A 14,555-nucleotide genomic window follows, 5' to 3' on the forward strand; every position below is an offset into this window, starting at 1 on the left:
TGGCCTAACGCGCCCCCACGCCGAAGAAGCGCAGGCCCATCTCCAGCGCCGGCTCGATCGCCCCTCCCGTCAGCGGCAGCAGGGCGCCGATCGCCGCCGCCGCGCAGACGACGGCTGTCAGCAGATAGAGGCCCAGACTGCGTCCCGCCTCAGGCCAGCTCAACTGCCCCCACGCCGCGCGCCACACGCCGCGCTTCAGATGGCCGAACACCGCCAGACCTAGAAAGACGGCGAGGATCAGCCGCCCCGTCGACAGCCCCCACCACACCGCCAACCCGCCGACGGCGAGCAGGGCGACCTGTTCCAGCCGCGGATGCACCCGTGTCAGCACCGGCCCCAGCGCCTTGGAGCCGTCCAGCGGCGGCGCAGGCAGCAGGTTCAGCAGATTGATCATGGCGATGAAGAAGGCGCCCATCAGCCATTCCGGCGCCTTCAGCGCCAGGCCCACGGCCACGAAGGGGATCATGGCCAGCAGGCCGAACGCCGGCCCCGCCAACGACACCAGCACCCCGTGCCACTCGCTCTTCGGCGCGCGCTGACCCTTCGCCAGCCCGCCCAGGAAGGGGATGATGTAGATGCGCGCCGGACCCATGCCGACCCGGTTCATCGCCAGCACATGGCCGTATTCGTGCACGAACAGGCCGAACAGCACCGCCCCCGCCACGACCCAGCTTCCGGTCAGAAACCACAGGAAGCCCGCCATCAGCAGGGTCGAGACCACCGCCCAGACCGAGTGCTGGCCCTTGTCCTCCTGCAGCGTTTCATGGCGCGCGCTGTAGCGCGGCGTCTCGCGCGCGGGCGCAGGCGCCGTCTCTTCCGGCCGCGCATCCCAGGGTCCGGGTCTGCGGCCGCTTGGGGGAAGGGTGTTGTCTGTGTCGCTCATGGGTTCGAACTGGGCGCGCGGCGACGGCCCCGCAACGGGCCGCGTCGCCGCAGGGCCATCAGATCAGCTCCACATCGACATGATGCCGCGCCTTGACCAGGTCATAGCGCGCCGGCTTCGAAGGCGGCGGCAGGTCGATCATCCGCTGCACCGCCAGAGCCGCCCTCTCCAGCATATCCTCCTGCACTGTCACCTCGAACTGCATGTGCAGCAGGCAGTCGCGGATGTTCTCCAGCGTGATGCGCTTCATGTGCGGGCACAGGTTGCACGGGCCGACGAACTCCACCTCGGGCACGTCGCCCTTGATGTTGGAGGCCATCGAGCATTCGGTGATCAGCACCACCCGCTTCGGCCGACGCTTTTCGACATACTCCGTCATGGCGGCGGTCGACCCGGCGAAGTCGGCGGCACGCAGGATCTCTTCGGGGCATTCGGGGTGGGCCAGCACCTCGGCGTCCGGCCAGGCGTCGCGCATGTCGGCGATGTCCTGCGTCGTGAAGCGCTTGTGCACCTCGCAGTGGCCCGCCCAGGCGATGATGCCCACCGTCGTCTGGGCCGCCACGTTGCGCGCCAGATATTCGTCGGGGATCAGGATGACCTTGTCGACGCCCCACTCCTTCGCCGCCCATTCGACGACCTGAACGGCGTTGGCGCTGGTGCAGCAGATGTCGGTCTCGGCCTTCACATCGGCCGTAGTGTTCACATAGGTGACGACCGGCAGGCCCGGGTGCCGCTCCTTGATCAGCCGCACGTCCGCCCCCGTGATCGAGGACGCCAGCGAACAGCCCGCGCGCAGGTCGGGGATCAGCACCGTCTTGTCCGGCGACAGGATCTTGGACGTCTCGGCCATGAAGTGAACGCCCGCCTGAACGATCACCTTGGCGCTGGATCGCGCGGCCTCCTTGGCCAGCCCCAGGCTGTCGCCGACATAGTCGCCCACCCCGTGAAAGATCTCGGGCGTCATATAGTTGTGGGCCAGGATGACCGCGTCGCGCTCGCGTTTCAGCCGGTTGATCTCGCTGATCAGCCGCGCCTGTTCGGGCCATTCCAGCGGCGTGACGTGGTCCTTGACCTTGTCCCACACCGAGGCGGTTTCTTCCGCCAGTTCCTTCGACAGACCGAAAGCGCCGTCCGCCATCGTCCCTACTCCCTCAACGGCCATCTGCGCGGCCCCGACTTATGCTCAGACTTAGCATAAGCAGGCGTAATGTAGGCCGTTCCGCACACGGCGCAAGGGAAAAGGACGCCGCTAAGCGGTCGCAGGCGAACGCCCGGCTTGCTTAGATGGATAGACCGAACCGCTTAGAGGTCGCGCATCTGCTTTTGCGCTGCGCTGAAATACTGCCAGCCGGTCCACAGGGTGACGATCGCGGCCAGCCAGATCAGGGCGTCCGAAAACAGCTGGAAGTGCGGCAGATAGTCGAACGGCAGACCCCAGCCGTCCCAGTTTCGGGCGAACAGCTGGCAGCCCAGGGCCACCATCTGCAGCGTCGTCTTCCACTTGGCGGCCAGGGTGACGGGCAGCTTGATGCGCCCGGCCATGGTTTCGCGCAGAGCAGAGACGGCGAATTCACGGAACAGGATCAGGCCGCAGGGAATGATGATCTGCTGCACCGAGCCGCTGGTCAGGACGCCCAGCACGGCGCCGGTGACCAGGATCTTGTCGGCGATGGGGTCCAGGATGGCGCCCCAGCGCGTCTCCGCTTTCCAGCGGCGGGCCAGATAACCATCGATCCAGTCCGTCGAGGCGGCGATGACGAAGATCCAGAACCCCGTCCGGTACATTGCGAACTGGTCGTCCGGGCTCAGCCAGGCCGAGACGAAGGGGAAGCCGCTGGTCGCCCCCGCCAGCAGCAGGAACATGACGATCCCCGCCGCCAGCCGCAGGCTGGTCAGGATGTTGGGAATGGCTTTGTAGGCAGGGGCCATGACGTCTTCCGTTGCAACACGCCGGGTGTGCCATGGTTCGCGGCCAGAGGCGAGGGCGGGGTAAGCGGCGAGTGCGCTCTCAGTCCAGCCGCTCGAACCGTCCCGGTCCCGTCAGCTTGGACAGTATGCCCAGCGCGATGCCGAAATGCAGGCCGCTGAGCTTCAGTTCGCCCGCCGCCTCCTTCTGCGCGATCCAGGGGAAGGTGCGCAGGTTGTCCAGCGACAGGCGCACGACGGCCTCCTCGGCGGCGCATTCGACCTGTTCGGCGGGCAGGGTCTCGACAGCGCGGCGCACGCTGGGGGCGGCCTGTTCGACCCAGGGAGCGACGAAGTCCTGACAGTTGGCGGGGGCGCCGTTCAGCATGGCGTTCACCCCGCCGCACGAGGCGTGGCCCATGACGACGATGTGCCGGACCTTCAGAACATTGACGCCGAACTCCAGCGCCGCCGAGACGCCGTGCAGCTTGCCGTCCGGCTCATAGGGCGGGACCAGATTGGCGACGTTGCGCACGACGAACAGCTCGCCCGGCGCCGTGTCGAAGATCAGGGCCGGATCGGCGCGGCTGTCGGAACAGGCCACGACCAGGGTGTGCGGCTTCTGGCCGTTGGCGGCCAGGGCCTCGTATTCGGCGTGTTCGGACGGCCACCTGTTCGCGCGGAAGCGATGGTAGCCCTTGGTCAGTTCGGCGATCATGAGATCGTTCCTAGACCCGCGACGCTTGGTCGCTCAACCCGGAATCTTCGTCTCTCATGACTTGTGAAAGAAGCCGTGGATGCGCTCGGCCAGGGCCTGGCTGATGCCGTCCACCTTGGCCAGATCTACGACCGAGGCGCGGCTGACGCCCTTGGCCGAGCCGAAGGCGTGCAGCAGGGCCTTCTTGCGCCCCGGCCCGACGCCGTCGATCTCATCCAGCGGATTCTTCTTGATGTCCATCGAGCGACGCTTGGCGTGGGCGCCGTTGGCGAAACGGTGCGCCTCGTCCCGCAGCCGTTGCAGATAGTAGAGCGCGGGGCTTTTCAGCGGCAGCATGAAGGGCGCCTTGCCAGGCATGAAGAACTTCTCCAGGCCTGCGTCGCGGTCCGGCCCCTTGGCCACGCCGACCACGGCGATGTCGTCAACGCCCAGATCGGCCATAACGGCCAGCACCTCGGCCAGTTGGCCCGCCCCGCCGTCGATCAGCAGCAGGTCGGGACGCTCGACCGCCTCGCCGGCTTCCTCGTCCTTCACCAGCCGTCCGAAACGGCGGCGCATGACCTCGCGCATCATGCCGTAATCGTCGCCGGGCGCCAGGTCTTCGCCCTTGATGTTGAACTTGCGGTACTGGTTCTTGCGGAAGCCCTCAGGCCCCGCGACGATCATGCCGCCGACGGCGTTGGTCCCCTGAATATGGGCGTTGTCATAGACCTCGATCCGCTCGGGCCGGGCGTCCAGACCGAAGGCCTCGCACACCTCGTCCAGAATTTTGCTTTGCGCCGAGTTCTCGGCCAGCTTGCGGCCCAGCGCCTCGCGGGCGTTGGTCAGGGCGTGGTCGACCAGACTGGCCTTGCCGCCGCGTTGGGGGCGGGCGATCTCGACCCGATGTCCGGCCTTCATGCTGAAGGCTTCCTCCAGCAGCTCCAGCTCGTGCGGGCGGACGTTGGACAGGATCAGGCGCGGAATCGGCTTGTCCTCATAAAATTGGCCCAGGAAGGCGGCGAGGATTTCCGGGTCGCTGTCGCTCTTGTCCACGCGCGGGAAATAGGCGCGCCCGCCCCAGTTCTGACCCGCGCGATAGAAGAAGACCTGGACGCAGGCCTGACCGCCCTCGGCATGCAGGGCGAAGACGTCGGCCTCGGCCACGCCGTCGGCGTTGACGCTGCTTTCCATCGAAATGGCCGACAGGGCGCGAATCCGGTCGCGCACGCGGGCGGCGGTCTCGAAGTCCAGGTCGTCCGACGCCGCCTGCATCTCCTGCGACAGACGGCCGATGACCGCGCGCGACTTGCCGCGCAGGAACTGTTCGGCCTCAGTGACCAGATCGCCGTAGTCCTCAAGGCTGATAAGGCCGGTGCAGGGCGCCGAGCAGCGCTTGATCTGGTGCAGCATGCAGGGGCGGGTGCGCGTCTCGTAGACGCTGTCCGAACAGGAGCGCAGCAGGAAGGCCTTCTGCAGCGTGTTCAACGTGTGGTTGACCGCCCAGGTCGAGGCGAAGGGACCGAAATAGTCGCCCGGAATCGTATGGGCGCCACGATGCTTGCGGACCTGGGGCGCGCGGTGGTCGCGGCGGATCATCAGCTCGGCGAAGGACTTGTCGTCCCTCAGCACCACGTTGAAGCGCGGCTTCAGCTTCTTGATGAAGTTCGATTCGAGCAGCAGGGCCTCGGTCTCGGAGGCGGTGACCACCAGCTCCATTGAGCGGGTCAGGCTAACCATCAGGCCGATGCGCTGGGTGTGGAATCGCCCTTGCGCATATTGAACCACCCGCTTCTTCAGCGACTTGGCCTTACCGACATAGAGGCAGGCGCCGTCCTCGCCGTACATGCGATAGACGCCGGGCTTGTCGGGCGCGCGCCGGGCCTCGTCCGCGATCAGCTCGGCGGCCTGAAGCGGCAGGGCGTTCGCCTGCGAGACGGGCGTCTCCGGAATGTCTGGCGTCGGATCGGTCATCAGGCGGGATATAGGCTCAGCCGCGCCGGACCAGAAGCACCCCGCCGATCACCAGCAGCACACCGGCGATGCGGGTCAGGCTGATCGGTTGCTGCGGCACGCCCATGACGCCGAAATGATCGAGGATCAGGCTCAGCGCCAGCTGACCCGCCACCATCAGGGTGATGGTCAGCGCCACGCCGATCTTGGGCACGCCCCAGGCGGCCGCCACCACGAAGACGCAGCCGTAAAGCCCGCCCATCCAGGCCCAGGCGGGCAAGGTCTTCATCGCCTGCACGTCCGGCCGCGTCTGCAACGCCATCGCCAGCACGCCCAGCGCCACCGTCCCGACGAAGAAGGAGACGAAGGCCGCATTGACCGGCGAGCCCACCGCGCTGGCCAGCCGCGCATTGGTCGGCCCCTGCAGGGCGGTGGCGGCGCCGCCGATGATCATGGCCAGCAGGGCGAGGACGGGTAACTGCATCGGCTGTCTCACCAATTCGGATCGGGCGCGGCGCCGCCGAAGATCTCGGCCAGTCGGGCGCGGGTGGCGCGGGTCGCATCCTCGGGCAGGGCGTCGGGGGAAAACCAGCCGATCTCGGCGATTTCGCCGTGACTGGTCCGCTCGGTCATGTCGAAGGCGTCGATGCGGAAGACCAGCACATGATCCCCCGGAAAGAAGCGCTCATTGGAATGAACCGACAGCAGGCGCGGCTCGCCCCTGACGATCAGCCCGGCCTCTTCGCGCAGTTCGCGGATGACGGCGGCTTGCGTCGTCTCGCCCTTGTCCACCCCGCCGCCGGGCAGCCACCAGCCCTCCAGATAGGTGTGTTTGACCAGCAGCACCCGGCCCTCGCCATCGACCGCCGCGCCGCGCACGCCCAGCGTCATGCCCCGGCTCATCCGCGACCAGGCGAAGAACAAAGGCCGGGTGAAGGGTTCGATGCGGATGCGCCAGTTCGCCATGCGCGAACGATAGGCCGCGGTCGGGCGGCTTGAACAGGGGCGCGCTTGCCCCTATTCGGGGACAAAATCAGGAGCTGCACCATGCTGGCCATCGCCACCATCTTCGTTTTCATCGCCGTCATCGCCGCCGTCAACTATTACGAGTTCGGCCGGGTTGACTGAGTCCGGGCGCGCGGACGCTCCTTCGACGGCTCAGTTCAAAGGCGCTGCGCTGGTCACCGCCGCTTCGGGCCGGATCGGGGCGGTGCTGGCCAAGGCGGCCGCTCAGGCGGGCTATGACGTCGTCGTCCACTATCGATCCGGCGCGGACGGCGCACAGGGCGTGGTTCAGGCGATCGAGGGCATGGGACGGCGCGCCATCGCCGTCCAGGCCGAGCTGACGGACCCCGACGCGCGCGCCGCCCTGATGGATCAGGCCTTCGCCTTCGGGCCGTTGCGGGCGCTGGTCAACAATGCCTCACTGTTCGTCTATGACCAGTTGCAGACCTTTCAGGAGGCGGATCTGCGCCTTCATCACGAGGTCAACGTCCTGGCGCCGCTGGCCCTGACCCGAGACTTCGCTGCGCGCCTGCCTGAGGCGGACGAAGGCGTGGTGGTCAATATGCTGGACTATAAGGTCACGGCCCCGAACCCCGACTTCTTCTCCTACACCGTCAGCCGCGTCGGCATCGCCCACATGACCGGCGCCCTGGCGCTGGCCCTGGCGCCGCGCATCCGCGTCTGCGGCATCGCGCCGGGTCTGACCCTGCCCTCCGCCGGCTGGCCTGAAGCCGACTATCAGGCCGGAGCCGAGGCCACGCCGCTGAAACGGCCCGTGACGGTCGAGGATCTGGCCGCCGCCCTGACCTTCATCCTGACGGCGCGCAGCCTGACCGGACAGAATCTGGTGATCGACGCGGGGGCGGCCCTGACACGCCGCGACCGCGATCTGGAGTTCGCCTGAGCCGTCAGCAGCGGCGTTGTTCGCCGCCACATGACCTTTATTTGCCGATAGGTTGGTGCTTTAGCTGCCGTCGTTCATCCTGAGACCCTCATGCCCGCTGTCCGTTTCACTCGCCGCTTCTCGATGGCGCACCGGCTGATCGCCGATGCGGGGTCGAAATGCGCCGTGCCGCATGGACACAATGAGTTCGTGACCGTGACGCTGGAGCCGATGGCCGAAATCGATTTCGGCGGCGCCAACTATGCGGCCTCCTTCGAGCGGCTCAAGGCGCGCTGGCATGGCTTCGTCGACCGCAGCCTGGACCACGCCTTCCAGCTGAACCGCGCCGACCCCCTGCTGACCTGGTTCCAGCAGCATGAGCCGCATCGGCTCAACCAGGTGCTGACGGTCGACGGCGACCCGACGACCGAGGCTCTGGTCATCGCTCTGTGGCGAAAGCTGGAAGCCATCCTGTCGGCCGAGGACCTGCCCTTCCGCCTGGCCGAGCTGGCCATTGAGGAAACGCCGACCAACACCGTCCTGACGCGCGGCCTGACCGAGGCGGAGCGGGCGTGGGCGCTGGGCGCCTGGTGCGACCGGGCCGATTTCAGCATCAATGATCTTCTGCCGCCGGAGACCTGGTCTTGAGCGCCGTCGTCACCCCCCTGCCCTCCGCCGAGCCGCGCCGCCTGGGCCTGAAGGTCATGGTGCGCGCCCTGAAGGTCGAGGCCTCCATCGGCTTCTACGACCACGAGCACGGACGCCTGCAGCCGCTGTCGGTCGACGTCGAACTGGACCTGGGCGCCGCGCCGGTCGAGCGGCTGGCCGACACGCTGGACTATGACGGCGTCGCCCGCATCGTGCGCGAGCTGGCGGCGGGGCCGCACATCGCCCTGATCGAAACCTTCGCCGAGCGCACCGCCGTCGCCTGCCTGGCCGATCCGCGCGTGCTGGGCGTGGTCGTGCGGGTCGAGAAGCCCGGCGCCATTCCCGATGCGGCGGCCGCCGCCTGCGAAGTCGCCTATTCGCGTTGAGGCTGGTTGCGCGGGGCCGTTCGTCCCGCCATCATCTTCGCCCTGACAAGAGGTTCCGATGGTTCAGCCCGGCGATTACACCAGCAACAGCGGCGAGGCTTCGGCTGAGTTGACCGGCATCTATGCCGGCTATGCGTTGATCCTGCTGGCGGCGCCGACCTTCGGCGTGGCGGCGGCCATCGGCCTGTTGCGCGCATGGGGGCGCTCGGCGCCGGTCGACCCGATCCTGCGCAGTCACTTCATCTTTCAGCAGCGGACCCTGGTAGCGGCGGTGTGCGCCATCGTCGCCGGCGCGGTGCTGATCCTGGTCAACCTCGGCGTCTTCGTCCTGTTCATCATGGCCGTGTGGACCATCGTGCGCGGCGCCCTGGGGCTCAAGGACCTGCTGAACGGACGCCCCATCGCCGCGCCCCGTCGCCTCTTCTACTGAAAGGACCGCCCTTCATGAGCGATCAGAACCCGGCCGCCCCGATTGCGGGCCGCGACGGCGCCGTCGTGGCGTGGATTCTCTACATCCTGTCGATCCCCAGCGCGAACGTGCTGGTGCTGGTCGGACTTGTCCTGGCCTATGTGAATCGCGGCTCGGCGACGGGTCTGGCGGCCCAGCACGTCGAGGCGCAGATCAAGCTGTTCTGGTCCGTCTTCTGGATCAGCGCCATCCTGTGGGTGCTGGTGGCGATCAGCGCCGTAGCCTCGGCCTTCCTGATCGGCATTCCCTTCCTGCTGCTGTTCGGACTTCTTTTGCTGCTGGTGTCGATCTGGTTCACGGTGAAAAGCGTTCTGGGTCTGCTGGCCCTGTTGAACGATCGGCCGGCCTGATCTGACCCCTTCAGGAGGAGCCGCCGTGTCCGCCTTCAAAGACCACGCCGCCGACCACCGTTTCCAGCAGATGTTCGCCGACGCTGACGGGACCGAGCATCTCGTCTGGGCCGAATACGCCGTGCGCGGCCATGCCCGCGTCATCCTGCACGTCGAGGCCCACCCGGCCCTGCGCGGCACGGGCGCCGCCGGCCGCTTCATGCAGGCCCTGGCCGAACACGCCCGCGCCGAGAAACTGACGCTGATCCCGCACTGCAGCTATGCCGTCGCCTGGCTGAAACGCCACCCCGAGTACGCAGACGTACTCGGTTCCTAGTCGGCCGCGGTCAGAAGGCTCCGCCTTTTGGCTGCTGCGCGCCGCCCTTCGGGTCGACCCGACGCGGCCTGACACTTCGCGCGGGCGCTCAAGCAGTGAGCGACCGCGTCGCGAGCGGTAGCGCCCTTAGATCAAGGATGACTCTTGGCGACGATGGCCTTCATCGTCTCGGCCTTGGACGGCAGGTCGGCGACCAGGCGGGCGGCCAGTTCGCGGGCGCCGACCGGATAGGCGTCGCCCCCGTCGGCGATCTCCTTGGCCATGTCGGCGGCCTTGCACAGAGCGGCCTCAAGCGCCTCGACCTGTTCGATCGCCAGGGCGCGAGCCTCGGCCTGCAGGCGCTTGACCCGTTCAGCGGTGGTTTCGGGGGCGCGCATCAGGTCGTAGACCTCGGCTTCCGGCGAGGAGACCACGCGCAGGGCCGCGCGGGCGTCGGATTCATTGCTGGACTTGGTCATCGCATCATCTCCTGGCGGCACCATGCCTCATTTTCGCCCTAAGGTCGCATCCCATCTGCAGCCAAGCTGCAAGGACGGCGCCGGATGTTGCGCCAAGGCCGCATCAAGCGCGGATGGGTTGCAACAGTTCCCCGCCTGTGACGCTCTTTGACAGTGTGGTCCAGCCGCGCTTTCCTGACTGTCGCACAGGGAGACGCTGATGACCCAGACCGTTCCGCCGCCCCGGCCTCCTCAGGGAGAGGAAGGCGAATGGACCCTGCTGCAAAGCCGGGTCGACCGCAATTTCTGGCAGTGGGACCGCCGCCACGCACCGTCAGCCCCGACTCTGACCCGATTCGTCATCGTCCGCCCGCCCGAGCGCCTCGACTACGACACCTTCGACGAGGCCGAGGCCATGTTCGAGGCGATGGAAGGCTGAGCGCTCAGTCTCCCTGCGCCTCTCCGCCCTGAACGATGCGCACCACGGCCAGATCGGCGGTGACGTTGCCGAGGGTGCGGAAGATGTCGGGCACGACCTCGACGGCCAGCAGCAGGGGCAGCAGCTCCAGCGGCACGCCCATCGCGATGCAGATCGGGGCGATGGAGGCGAAGAAGCTGGCCTGACCGGGCAGGCCTACCGTACCGATCGAGATCAGCACCGCCGTCAGCATGGCGGCGAACAGCTGGCCCGCCGAAGGCTCCAGTCCGAACAGATGGGCGCAATAGATGGCGACACCCAGATTGGCGACCGGGCTGGTGATGCGGAACACCGCCACCGCCAGCGGCAGGACCAGACCCGCCGTCGCCCGTTTGACGCCCAGCTCGTCAACCGCCCGCTCGACCATGACCGGCAGGCTGGCTAGCGACGACTGGGTGGAAAAGGCCACCACCTGCGCGGGGGCCGCCGCCCGCGCGAACCGGCCCAGCGACACCCTGCCGAAAATGACGGCCAGCGGATAGAAGATCAGGCCGATGCCGATGCAGGCGATGGAGATCAGCGCCACATAGTGCAGCAGCACCCCCGCCGCGCTGGCGCCCGCCGTCAGCCCCACCCCGATCGACAGGGCGAAGACGCCCAGCGGCGCGACGCTCAGCACCCAGCGGACGATGACGATCATCGTCTCGCCCACCGCCTCGAAGAAGGTGATCAGAGGAACGCGCAGCCGCTCGGGCAGTCCCGAGGCCGCAAAGCCGAAGAAGACGGCGAACACAACCATACCCAGAATGGCGTCCTCGGCCGCCGCGCGGATCGGGTTGGACGGGGCGATGGTCTTCAGAAATTCGCTGAACGGCGCCCCGGCGCCCAGGCCCTCGGCGCCCTCCGGCTTGATGGCCAGCAGCAGGCGCGCGCCCTCCGGGTCGATCGGCCACAGGGCGTGCAACCCATAGGCCGCCGCTACCGCATAAATCGTCGCAAACACGATCAGCCCCCCGAACCAGGCCACCGCCTTCAGCGCCAGCCGCCCGGTCCGCGCCGCATCGGCGATGGAGGCGATGCCCGTCACCAGCAGGCTGAACACCAGCGGAATGATCGTCATCCTCAGCGCATTGAGCCACAGTTGGCCAAGCGCCTGGATGAAGTCCGCCGTCACATGCCCGCCCGGCAGGCCCCAGCGTTGCGCCGCCGCCCCAGCGACCAGGCCCAGCACAAGCGACAGCAACACAAGCGTGCTGAGAGAGGTCAGAAAGGAACGCGCCGATTTCATCCGACCACGCTAGCAGCCGCCGCGCCGGGCGCCAGCGGAAATCGGCGGAAGGCTCCCCTCCCCCTAATGCGGCGTGCCCGAGTTCGCCGGGTCCAGCGGCAGGCCCGCCGCCTGACGCGCCTTCATCACCCGCAACCAGCCGTGCATGGCCTCTGAATCCAGCCCGTGCATCATCAGCCGATAGCCCGCCTGCAACGTCGACAGCGCCACCAGCGGATGGCCGTTCTTGACGAAGGCCATGTGGTAGCTCGTGCCCAGGATGCGGGCGATATAGATGGCCATCACCTCGTCCAGCTGCAGCGAACTGGACGCCCGCACGAAGTCGTCTCTCGGCAGCATCAGGGCGTAGATGGGCGTGTAGAACTCCACCGCCGTCTGCACGTCGACGAAGTTGTGCCATTTGCGCGGAAACTCCTCGAACGGCGGAAATTCGTCCGAGATCATGGAGAAGTCGATCCGCTCGGGCGGCGTCAGCTCCCGTCCCTCGGCGCGCAGGGCGGCGTTCATCTCGATGACGAAGTTGAAGATGTTCAGGTCGTGCTGAAGGAACAGATCCGGCTCAATGTCCTTCAGCCGCGTGGGCGTCAGCGGCCACTTGGTCACCTTGTCGCCCACCCCCGCGTTCTCGCGCACGAAGGCAGTCAGCTCGGACCCGACGTGGAAGTGGCGCAGGATCACCCGATTGCCCTCGGGCGTCACAAAGGTCCGCAGGCCCCAGTGGATGGTCTTGTGCAGCAGGCCGTTCAGGTTCGGATATTTGGGCGAAATGACCCGCAGCACCTTCACCAGACAGAAGAACAGGAACACCAGCGGCCGCGCCATCGGAAACAGCCAGCGGCGCGACCGCGACCGCGCCCCCAGCAGCAGGTCGCGCTTGGCCCCGTCGTCGATCGGCAGGCTGTGGTCCAGATACAGCGCCATCCACGGATCGGGATCCTTGGGATCGAACCGCGCGGGGTCGAACGGATCCTCCCCCGGCTTGTAGTATCTCACGCCGCGATCTCCTCGATCTGCAGGGCGTAGAGGCGGGCCGTCACCTTGGCCGTCGTGACGATGCGTTCGGCGATGAAGGGATCGGGCAGGACCATGCCCAGCATCTCCTCGAACTCCTTCATGTGCTCGGCGTCGTTGTCGCCGTGATACAGCAGGAAGCGCACCGCCTCGTCGGGCAGCGCCAGCCGCTCCTGCACCTTCAGGCCCCACGGCCGCGCCTTGATCGAGCCCAGCCCCTCGATGATGAACATGGCGCCCAGCAGGCCGAAGGGATCGGGCTTCGACGCCTCATGGAACATCCACGCCGACAAGGCCTCAGAGCCCACATTCTTCGGCGCCGACTGGATGTCGTCCAGCGCCCCGCCCGAGGCTGTGAAGTCGGCCTCCAGCAGGCGGAAATCGCGATGCTCCGTCACCGCATGGCGCATCAGGGTCGACCGCAGCTCCAGATGATCCTCGCCGATGTTCGACGCCGCCCGGCTCATCCACAGCGCCCCGTCCTTTACCTGCTGGCGCAGGTTGATCAGGAAGGCGTGGTAGTCGGCGACCTCGAACCGTCCGCGCGTCAGCTTGCGGATCAGGGGCGTCGCCTCCAGCCGCTGCTCGAAATCGGCGAAGACCACCGCCAGCTTCCGCAAGCAATCGGCCACCGCCGCCTCGGCCAGTTGTTCCGCCATCACACAATCTCCAGCATCATGAAGCCGATCATCGCCCGCCCGCTCTCGGGCACGATGCACAGCACCTTGTCTCCGCGCTTTCCGCGTCCCGACTTCAGGAAGGCGTCCAGCATGACCCAGATCGAGGCCGAGCCGACATTGCCGCTGTCGGCCAACGTCGTGAACCACTTCTCCTCCGGGATCATGGCGGCGGTGCTTTCCAACAGGCCGACGATCTCCTGACGCAGCGACCGCGCGGAGTAGTGGCACAGCAGATGGTCGACCTCATCCGGGACGATCCGCCCGGCGTCCACCTTCTCCAGCCAGACGCCGATCCAGGCGCGGATGACGATCTTCAGCAATTCGAAATCCTGCAACAGGGCCACCGCCCCCGCCGCATGGGCGGCCGCCGGTCCGGCGTGGCTCCAGGCGCTGGTCATGTCGGCGCGCGCCTGCGGCGTCGATCCGGCCCACATGCAGGGATCGAAGCGCCCGGCCAGGGAGGTCATGTCGATCCACTCGACCTTCAGGCTCAGCCCCTCGGGCTTCGGCCTCGGCTCCATCACCACGGCGCCCGCCCCGTCCGACAGGGTGAAGCGCAGGAAGTCCGCCTCGATCCGCGCCCGTCCCTTCTCGTCCACCAGCGCCGTGCCCTCATAGAAGTGGGGTCGGAACCAGCGCGACGAGAACTCGCCCGCACAGGCGGCGGCGACCTCCGCCTCGCCCGCGCGCACGCTCAGCCACGCTCCCTTGGCCGCCATCAGGGCGCTGGCGCAGACGGACTGATAGCTGAACGCCTCCAGCGGCCCCGCGCCCAGTTCGGCCTGAACGGCGCTGGCGTGGCCGGGCACCAGATAGTCCCCCTGCGTCGCCGCCGCGCCCAGATGCTGCAAATCGCCCAGGCTCAGCCCCGCCTCATCCAGCGCCGCCCGCACGGCGTCCGCGCACATGGAGGCGTTGGAATGCAGCGGCTGCCCGTGCGGCGTCAGGGCGTAATGCCGCCCCTCGATCCCGTTCCAGCGCAGGGCGCGCCGCCCCACGGCGGACGCCCGCCCGCCGATGCGGCCGATGAAGTCCTCCATCCGATCGTTGCCGATCCGCTCTCCAGGCAGCACAGCGCCGGTCCCGGTGATGAAGACGTCGCGAAGCATACTCATGGCGCGGACCTTGGCGACGCGCCCGGCGCCGCACAAGCCGGAAATCATCGGTTCAGGGGCCTCTCTTTATCGGAATCGCCGATCCGCTCGCCCTAGCGTCACGCACGCGCA

The 14,555-nt window shown here is 67.5% G+C and carries 19 protein-coding genes; 7 read left to right on the forward strand and 12 right to left on the reverse strand.

Annotated features, from left to right (window positions below; all coding sequences use genetic code 11):
• Positions 1-4: 4 nt before the first annotated feature.
• The 7 genes from H556_RS0106635 to H556_RS0106665 all read right to left on the reverse strand — a co-directional run bounded on the left by H556_RS0106635 (position 5) and on the right by H556_RS0106665 (position 6,404).
• Positions 5-883, reverse strand: coding sequence for a metalloprotease (locus H556_RS0106635; RefSeq protein ID WP_024353695.1), 879 nt, complete (start codon positions 881-883; stop codon positions 5-7).
• A 58-nt stretch (positions 884-941) separates the two neighbouring features.
• Complete coding sequence (gene nadA / locus H556_RS0106640; RefSeq protein WP_024353696.1) at positions 942-2,021, reverse strand: quinolinate synthase NadA; 1,080 nt, start codon at positions 2,019-2,021, stop codon at positions 942-944.
• A 164-nt stretch (positions 2,022-2,185) separates the two neighbouring features.
• Positions 2,186-2,812 carry a CDP-diacylglycerol--glycerol-3-phosphate 3-phosphatidyltransferase gene (gene pgsA, locus H556_RS0106645; protein ID WP_024353697.1) on the reverse strand — a complete coding sequence of 209 codons (627 nt, stop codon included), beginning with the start codon at positions 2,810-2,812 and terminating at the stop codon, positions 2,186-2,188.
• A gap of 79 nt (positions 2,813-2,891) precedes the next feature.
• Complete coding sequence (locus H556_RS0106650) at positions 2,892-3,506, reverse strand: carbonic anhydrase (RefSeq protein WP_024353698.1); 615 nt, start codon at positions 3,504-3,506, stop codon at positions 2,892-2,894.
• A gap of 54 nt (positions 3,507-3,560) precedes the next feature.
• Positions 3,561-5,459 (reverse strand): excinuclease ABC subunit UvrC, encoded by a 1,899-nt coding sequence (uvrC, locus tag H556_RS0106655; RefSeq protein WP_024353699.1) that lies wholly within the window; start codon positions 5,457-5,459, stop codon positions 3,561-3,563.
• Between the two features lie 16 nt (positions 5,460-5,475).
• A complete protein-coding gene (locus H556_RS0106660) occupies positions 5,476-5,922 on the reverse strand; it encodes a DMT family transporter (RefSeq protein ID WP_024353700.1) in 447 nt (148 codons plus the stop codon).
• Positions 5,923-5,930: 8 nt separating this feature from the next.
• Positions 5,931-6,404, reverse strand: coding sequence for an NUDIX domain-containing protein (locus tag H556_RS0106665; protein ID WP_024353701.1), 474 nt, complete (start codon positions 6,402-6,404; stop codon positions 5,931-5,933).
• 154 nt (positions 6,405-6,558) lie between these two features.
• On the opposite strand from H556_RS0106665, the gene H556_RS0106675 reads away from it, so the two are divergent.
• From H556_RS0106675 to H556_RS0106700, 6 genes are all read left to right on the forward strand, one after another.
• Entirely contained in the window at positions 6,559-7,347 is a 789-nt protein-coding gene (locus tag H556_RS0106675; RefSeq protein ID WP_024353702.1) for an SDR family NAD(P)-dependent oxidoreductase, read from the forward strand.
• Between the two features lie 90 nt (positions 7,348-7,437).
• Positions 7,438-7,974, forward strand: a complete 537-nt coding sequence (locus H556_RS0106680) for a 6-pyruvoyl trahydropterin synthase family protein (protein ID WP_024353703.1) — start codon at positions 7,438-7,440, stop codon at positions 7,972-7,974.
• A complete protein-coding gene (gene folB / locus H556_RS0106685) occupies positions 7,971-8,360 on the forward strand; it encodes a dihydroneopterin aldolase (RefSeq protein WP_024353704.1) in 390 nt (129 codons plus the stop codon). Before H556_RS0106680 ends, folB begins: the two co-directional genes overlap by 4 nt.
• Before the next feature lie 58 nt (positions 8,361-8,418).
• Positions 8,419-8,790 (forward strand): serine/threonine protein kinase, encoded by a 372-nt coding sequence (locus H556_RS0106690; RefSeq protein WP_024353705.1) that lies wholly within the window; start codon positions 8,419-8,421, stop codon positions 8,788-8,790.
• Positions 8,791-8,804: 14 nt separating this feature from the next.
• Positions 8,805-9,179, forward strand: coding sequence for a membrane protein (locus H556_RS0106695; protein WP_024353706.1), 375 nt, complete (start codon positions 8,805-8,807; stop codon positions 9,177-9,179).
• Between the two features lie 25 nt (positions 9,180-9,204).
• Positions 9,205-9,495: a GNAT family N-acetyltransferase gene (locus H556_RS0106700; RefSeq protein WP_024353707.1), complete on the forward strand. Its 291-nt coding sequence runs from the start codon at positions 9,205-9,207 to the stop codon at positions 9,493-9,495.
• A 131-nt stretch (positions 9,496-9,626) separates the two neighbouring features.
• Here the strand turns inward: H556_RS0106700 and H556_RS0106705 are convergent, their stop codons facing one another.
• Positions 9,627-9,953: a hypothetical protein gene (locus H556_RS0106705; protein WP_003167846.1), complete on the reverse strand. Its 327-nt coding sequence runs from the start codon at positions 9,951-9,953 to the stop codon at positions 9,627-9,629.
• A gap of 199 nt (positions 9,954-10,152) precedes the next feature.
• On the opposite strand from H556_RS0106705, the gene H556_RS0106710 reads away from it, so the two are divergent.
• On the forward strand, positions 10,153-10,371 hold the full coding sequence (locus H556_RS0106710; protein WP_024353708.1) for a hypothetical protein: 219 nt from the start codon (positions 10,153-10,155) through the stop codon (positions 10,369-10,371).
• A 4-nt stretch (positions 10,372-10,375) separates the two neighbouring features.
• Here H556_RS0106710 and H556_RS0106715 read toward each other — a convergent pair whose 3' ends face one another.
• From H556_RS0106715 to H556_RS0106730, 4 genes are all read right to left on the reverse strand, one after another.
• Positions 10,376-11,596: a dicarboxylate/amino acid:cation symporter gene (locus H556_RS0106715; protein WP_245559429.1), complete on the reverse strand. Its 1,221-nt coding sequence runs from the start codon at positions 11,594-11,596 to the stop codon at positions 10,376-10,378.
• A gap of 105 nt (positions 11,597-11,701) precedes the next feature.
• Positions 11,702-12,631 carry a DUF6999 family protein gene (locus H556_RS0106720; protein WP_024353710.1) on the reverse strand — a complete coding sequence of 310 codons (930 nt, stop codon included), beginning with the start codon at positions 12,629-12,631 and terminating at the stop codon, positions 11,702-11,704.
• A complete protein-coding gene (locus H556_RS0106725) occupies positions 12,628-13,368 on the reverse strand; it encodes an iron-containing redox enzyme family protein (RefSeq protein ID WP_155802418.1) in 741 nt (246 codons plus the stop codon). Before H556_RS0106725 ends, H556_RS0106720 begins: the two co-directional genes overlap by 4 nt.
• Positions 13,308-14,492 (reverse strand): beta-ketoacyl-ACP synthase III, encoded by a 1,185-nt coding sequence (locus H556_RS0106730; protein ID WP_051130216.1) that lies wholly within the window; start codon positions 14,490-14,492, stop codon positions 13,308-13,310. Before H556_RS0106730 ends, H556_RS0106725 begins: the two co-directional genes overlap by 61 nt.
• Positions 14,493-14,555 lie beyond the last annotated feature (63 nt).

Source organism: Brevundimonas naejangsanensis DSM 23858 (assembly GCF_000421705.1).
GTDB lineage: Bacteria > Pseudomonadota > Alphaproteobacteria > Caulobacterales > Caulobacteraceae > Brevundimonas > Brevundimonas naejangsanensis.

Coding starts and splice junctions, on each gene's coding strand:
- H556_RS0106705 (WP_003167846.1), bottom strand. CDS start 9,953: ATGACCAAGTCCAGCAATGAATCCGACGCCCGCGCGGCCCTGCGCGTG.
- H556_RS0106650 (WP_024353698.1), bottom strand. CDS start 3,506: ATGATCGCCGAACTGACCAAGGGCTACCATCGCTTCCGCGCGAACAGG.
- H556_RS0106660 (WP_024353700.1), bottom strand. CDS start 5,922: ATGCAGTTACCCGTCCTCGCCCTGCTGGCCATGATCATCGGCGGCGCC.
- H556_RS0106680 (WP_024353703.1), top strand. CDS start 7,438: ATGCCCGCTGTCCGTTTCACTCGCCGCTTCTCGATGGCGCACCGGCTG.
- H556_RS0106635 (WP_024353695.1), bottom strand. CDS start 883: ATGAGCGACACAGACAACACCCTTCCCCCAAGCGGCCGCAGACCCGGA.
- H556_RS0106710 (WP_024353708.1), top strand. CDS start 10,153: ATGACCCAGACCGTTCCGCCGCCCCGGCCTCCTCAGGGAGAGGAAGGC.
- H556_RS0106730 (WP_051130216.1), bottom strand. CDS start 14,492: ATGATTTCCGGCTTGTGCGGCGCCGGGCGCGTCGCCAAGGTCCGCGCC.
- nadA (WP_024353696.1), bottom strand. CDS start 2,021: ATGGCGGACGGCGCTTTCGGTCTGTCGAAGGAACTGGCGGAAGAAACC.
- H556_RS0106690 (WP_024353705.1), top strand. CDS start 8,419: ATGGTTCAGCCCGGCGATTACACCAGCAACAGCGGCGAGGCTTCGGCT.
- H556_RS0106665 (WP_024353701.1), bottom strand. CDS start 6,404: ATGGCGAACTGGCGCATCCGCATCGAACCCTTCACCCGGCCTTTGTTC.
- H556_RS0106695 (WP_024353706.1), top strand. CDS start 8,805: ATGAGCGATCAGAACCCGGCCGCCCCGATTGCGGGCCGCGACGGCGCC.
- uvrC (WP_024353699.1), bottom strand. CDS start 5,459: ATGACCGATCCGACGCCAGACATTCCGGAGACGCCCGTCTCGCAGGCG.
- pgsA (WP_024353697.1), bottom strand. CDS start 2,812: ATGGCCCCTGCCTACAAAGCCATTCCCAACATCCTGACCAGCCTGCGG.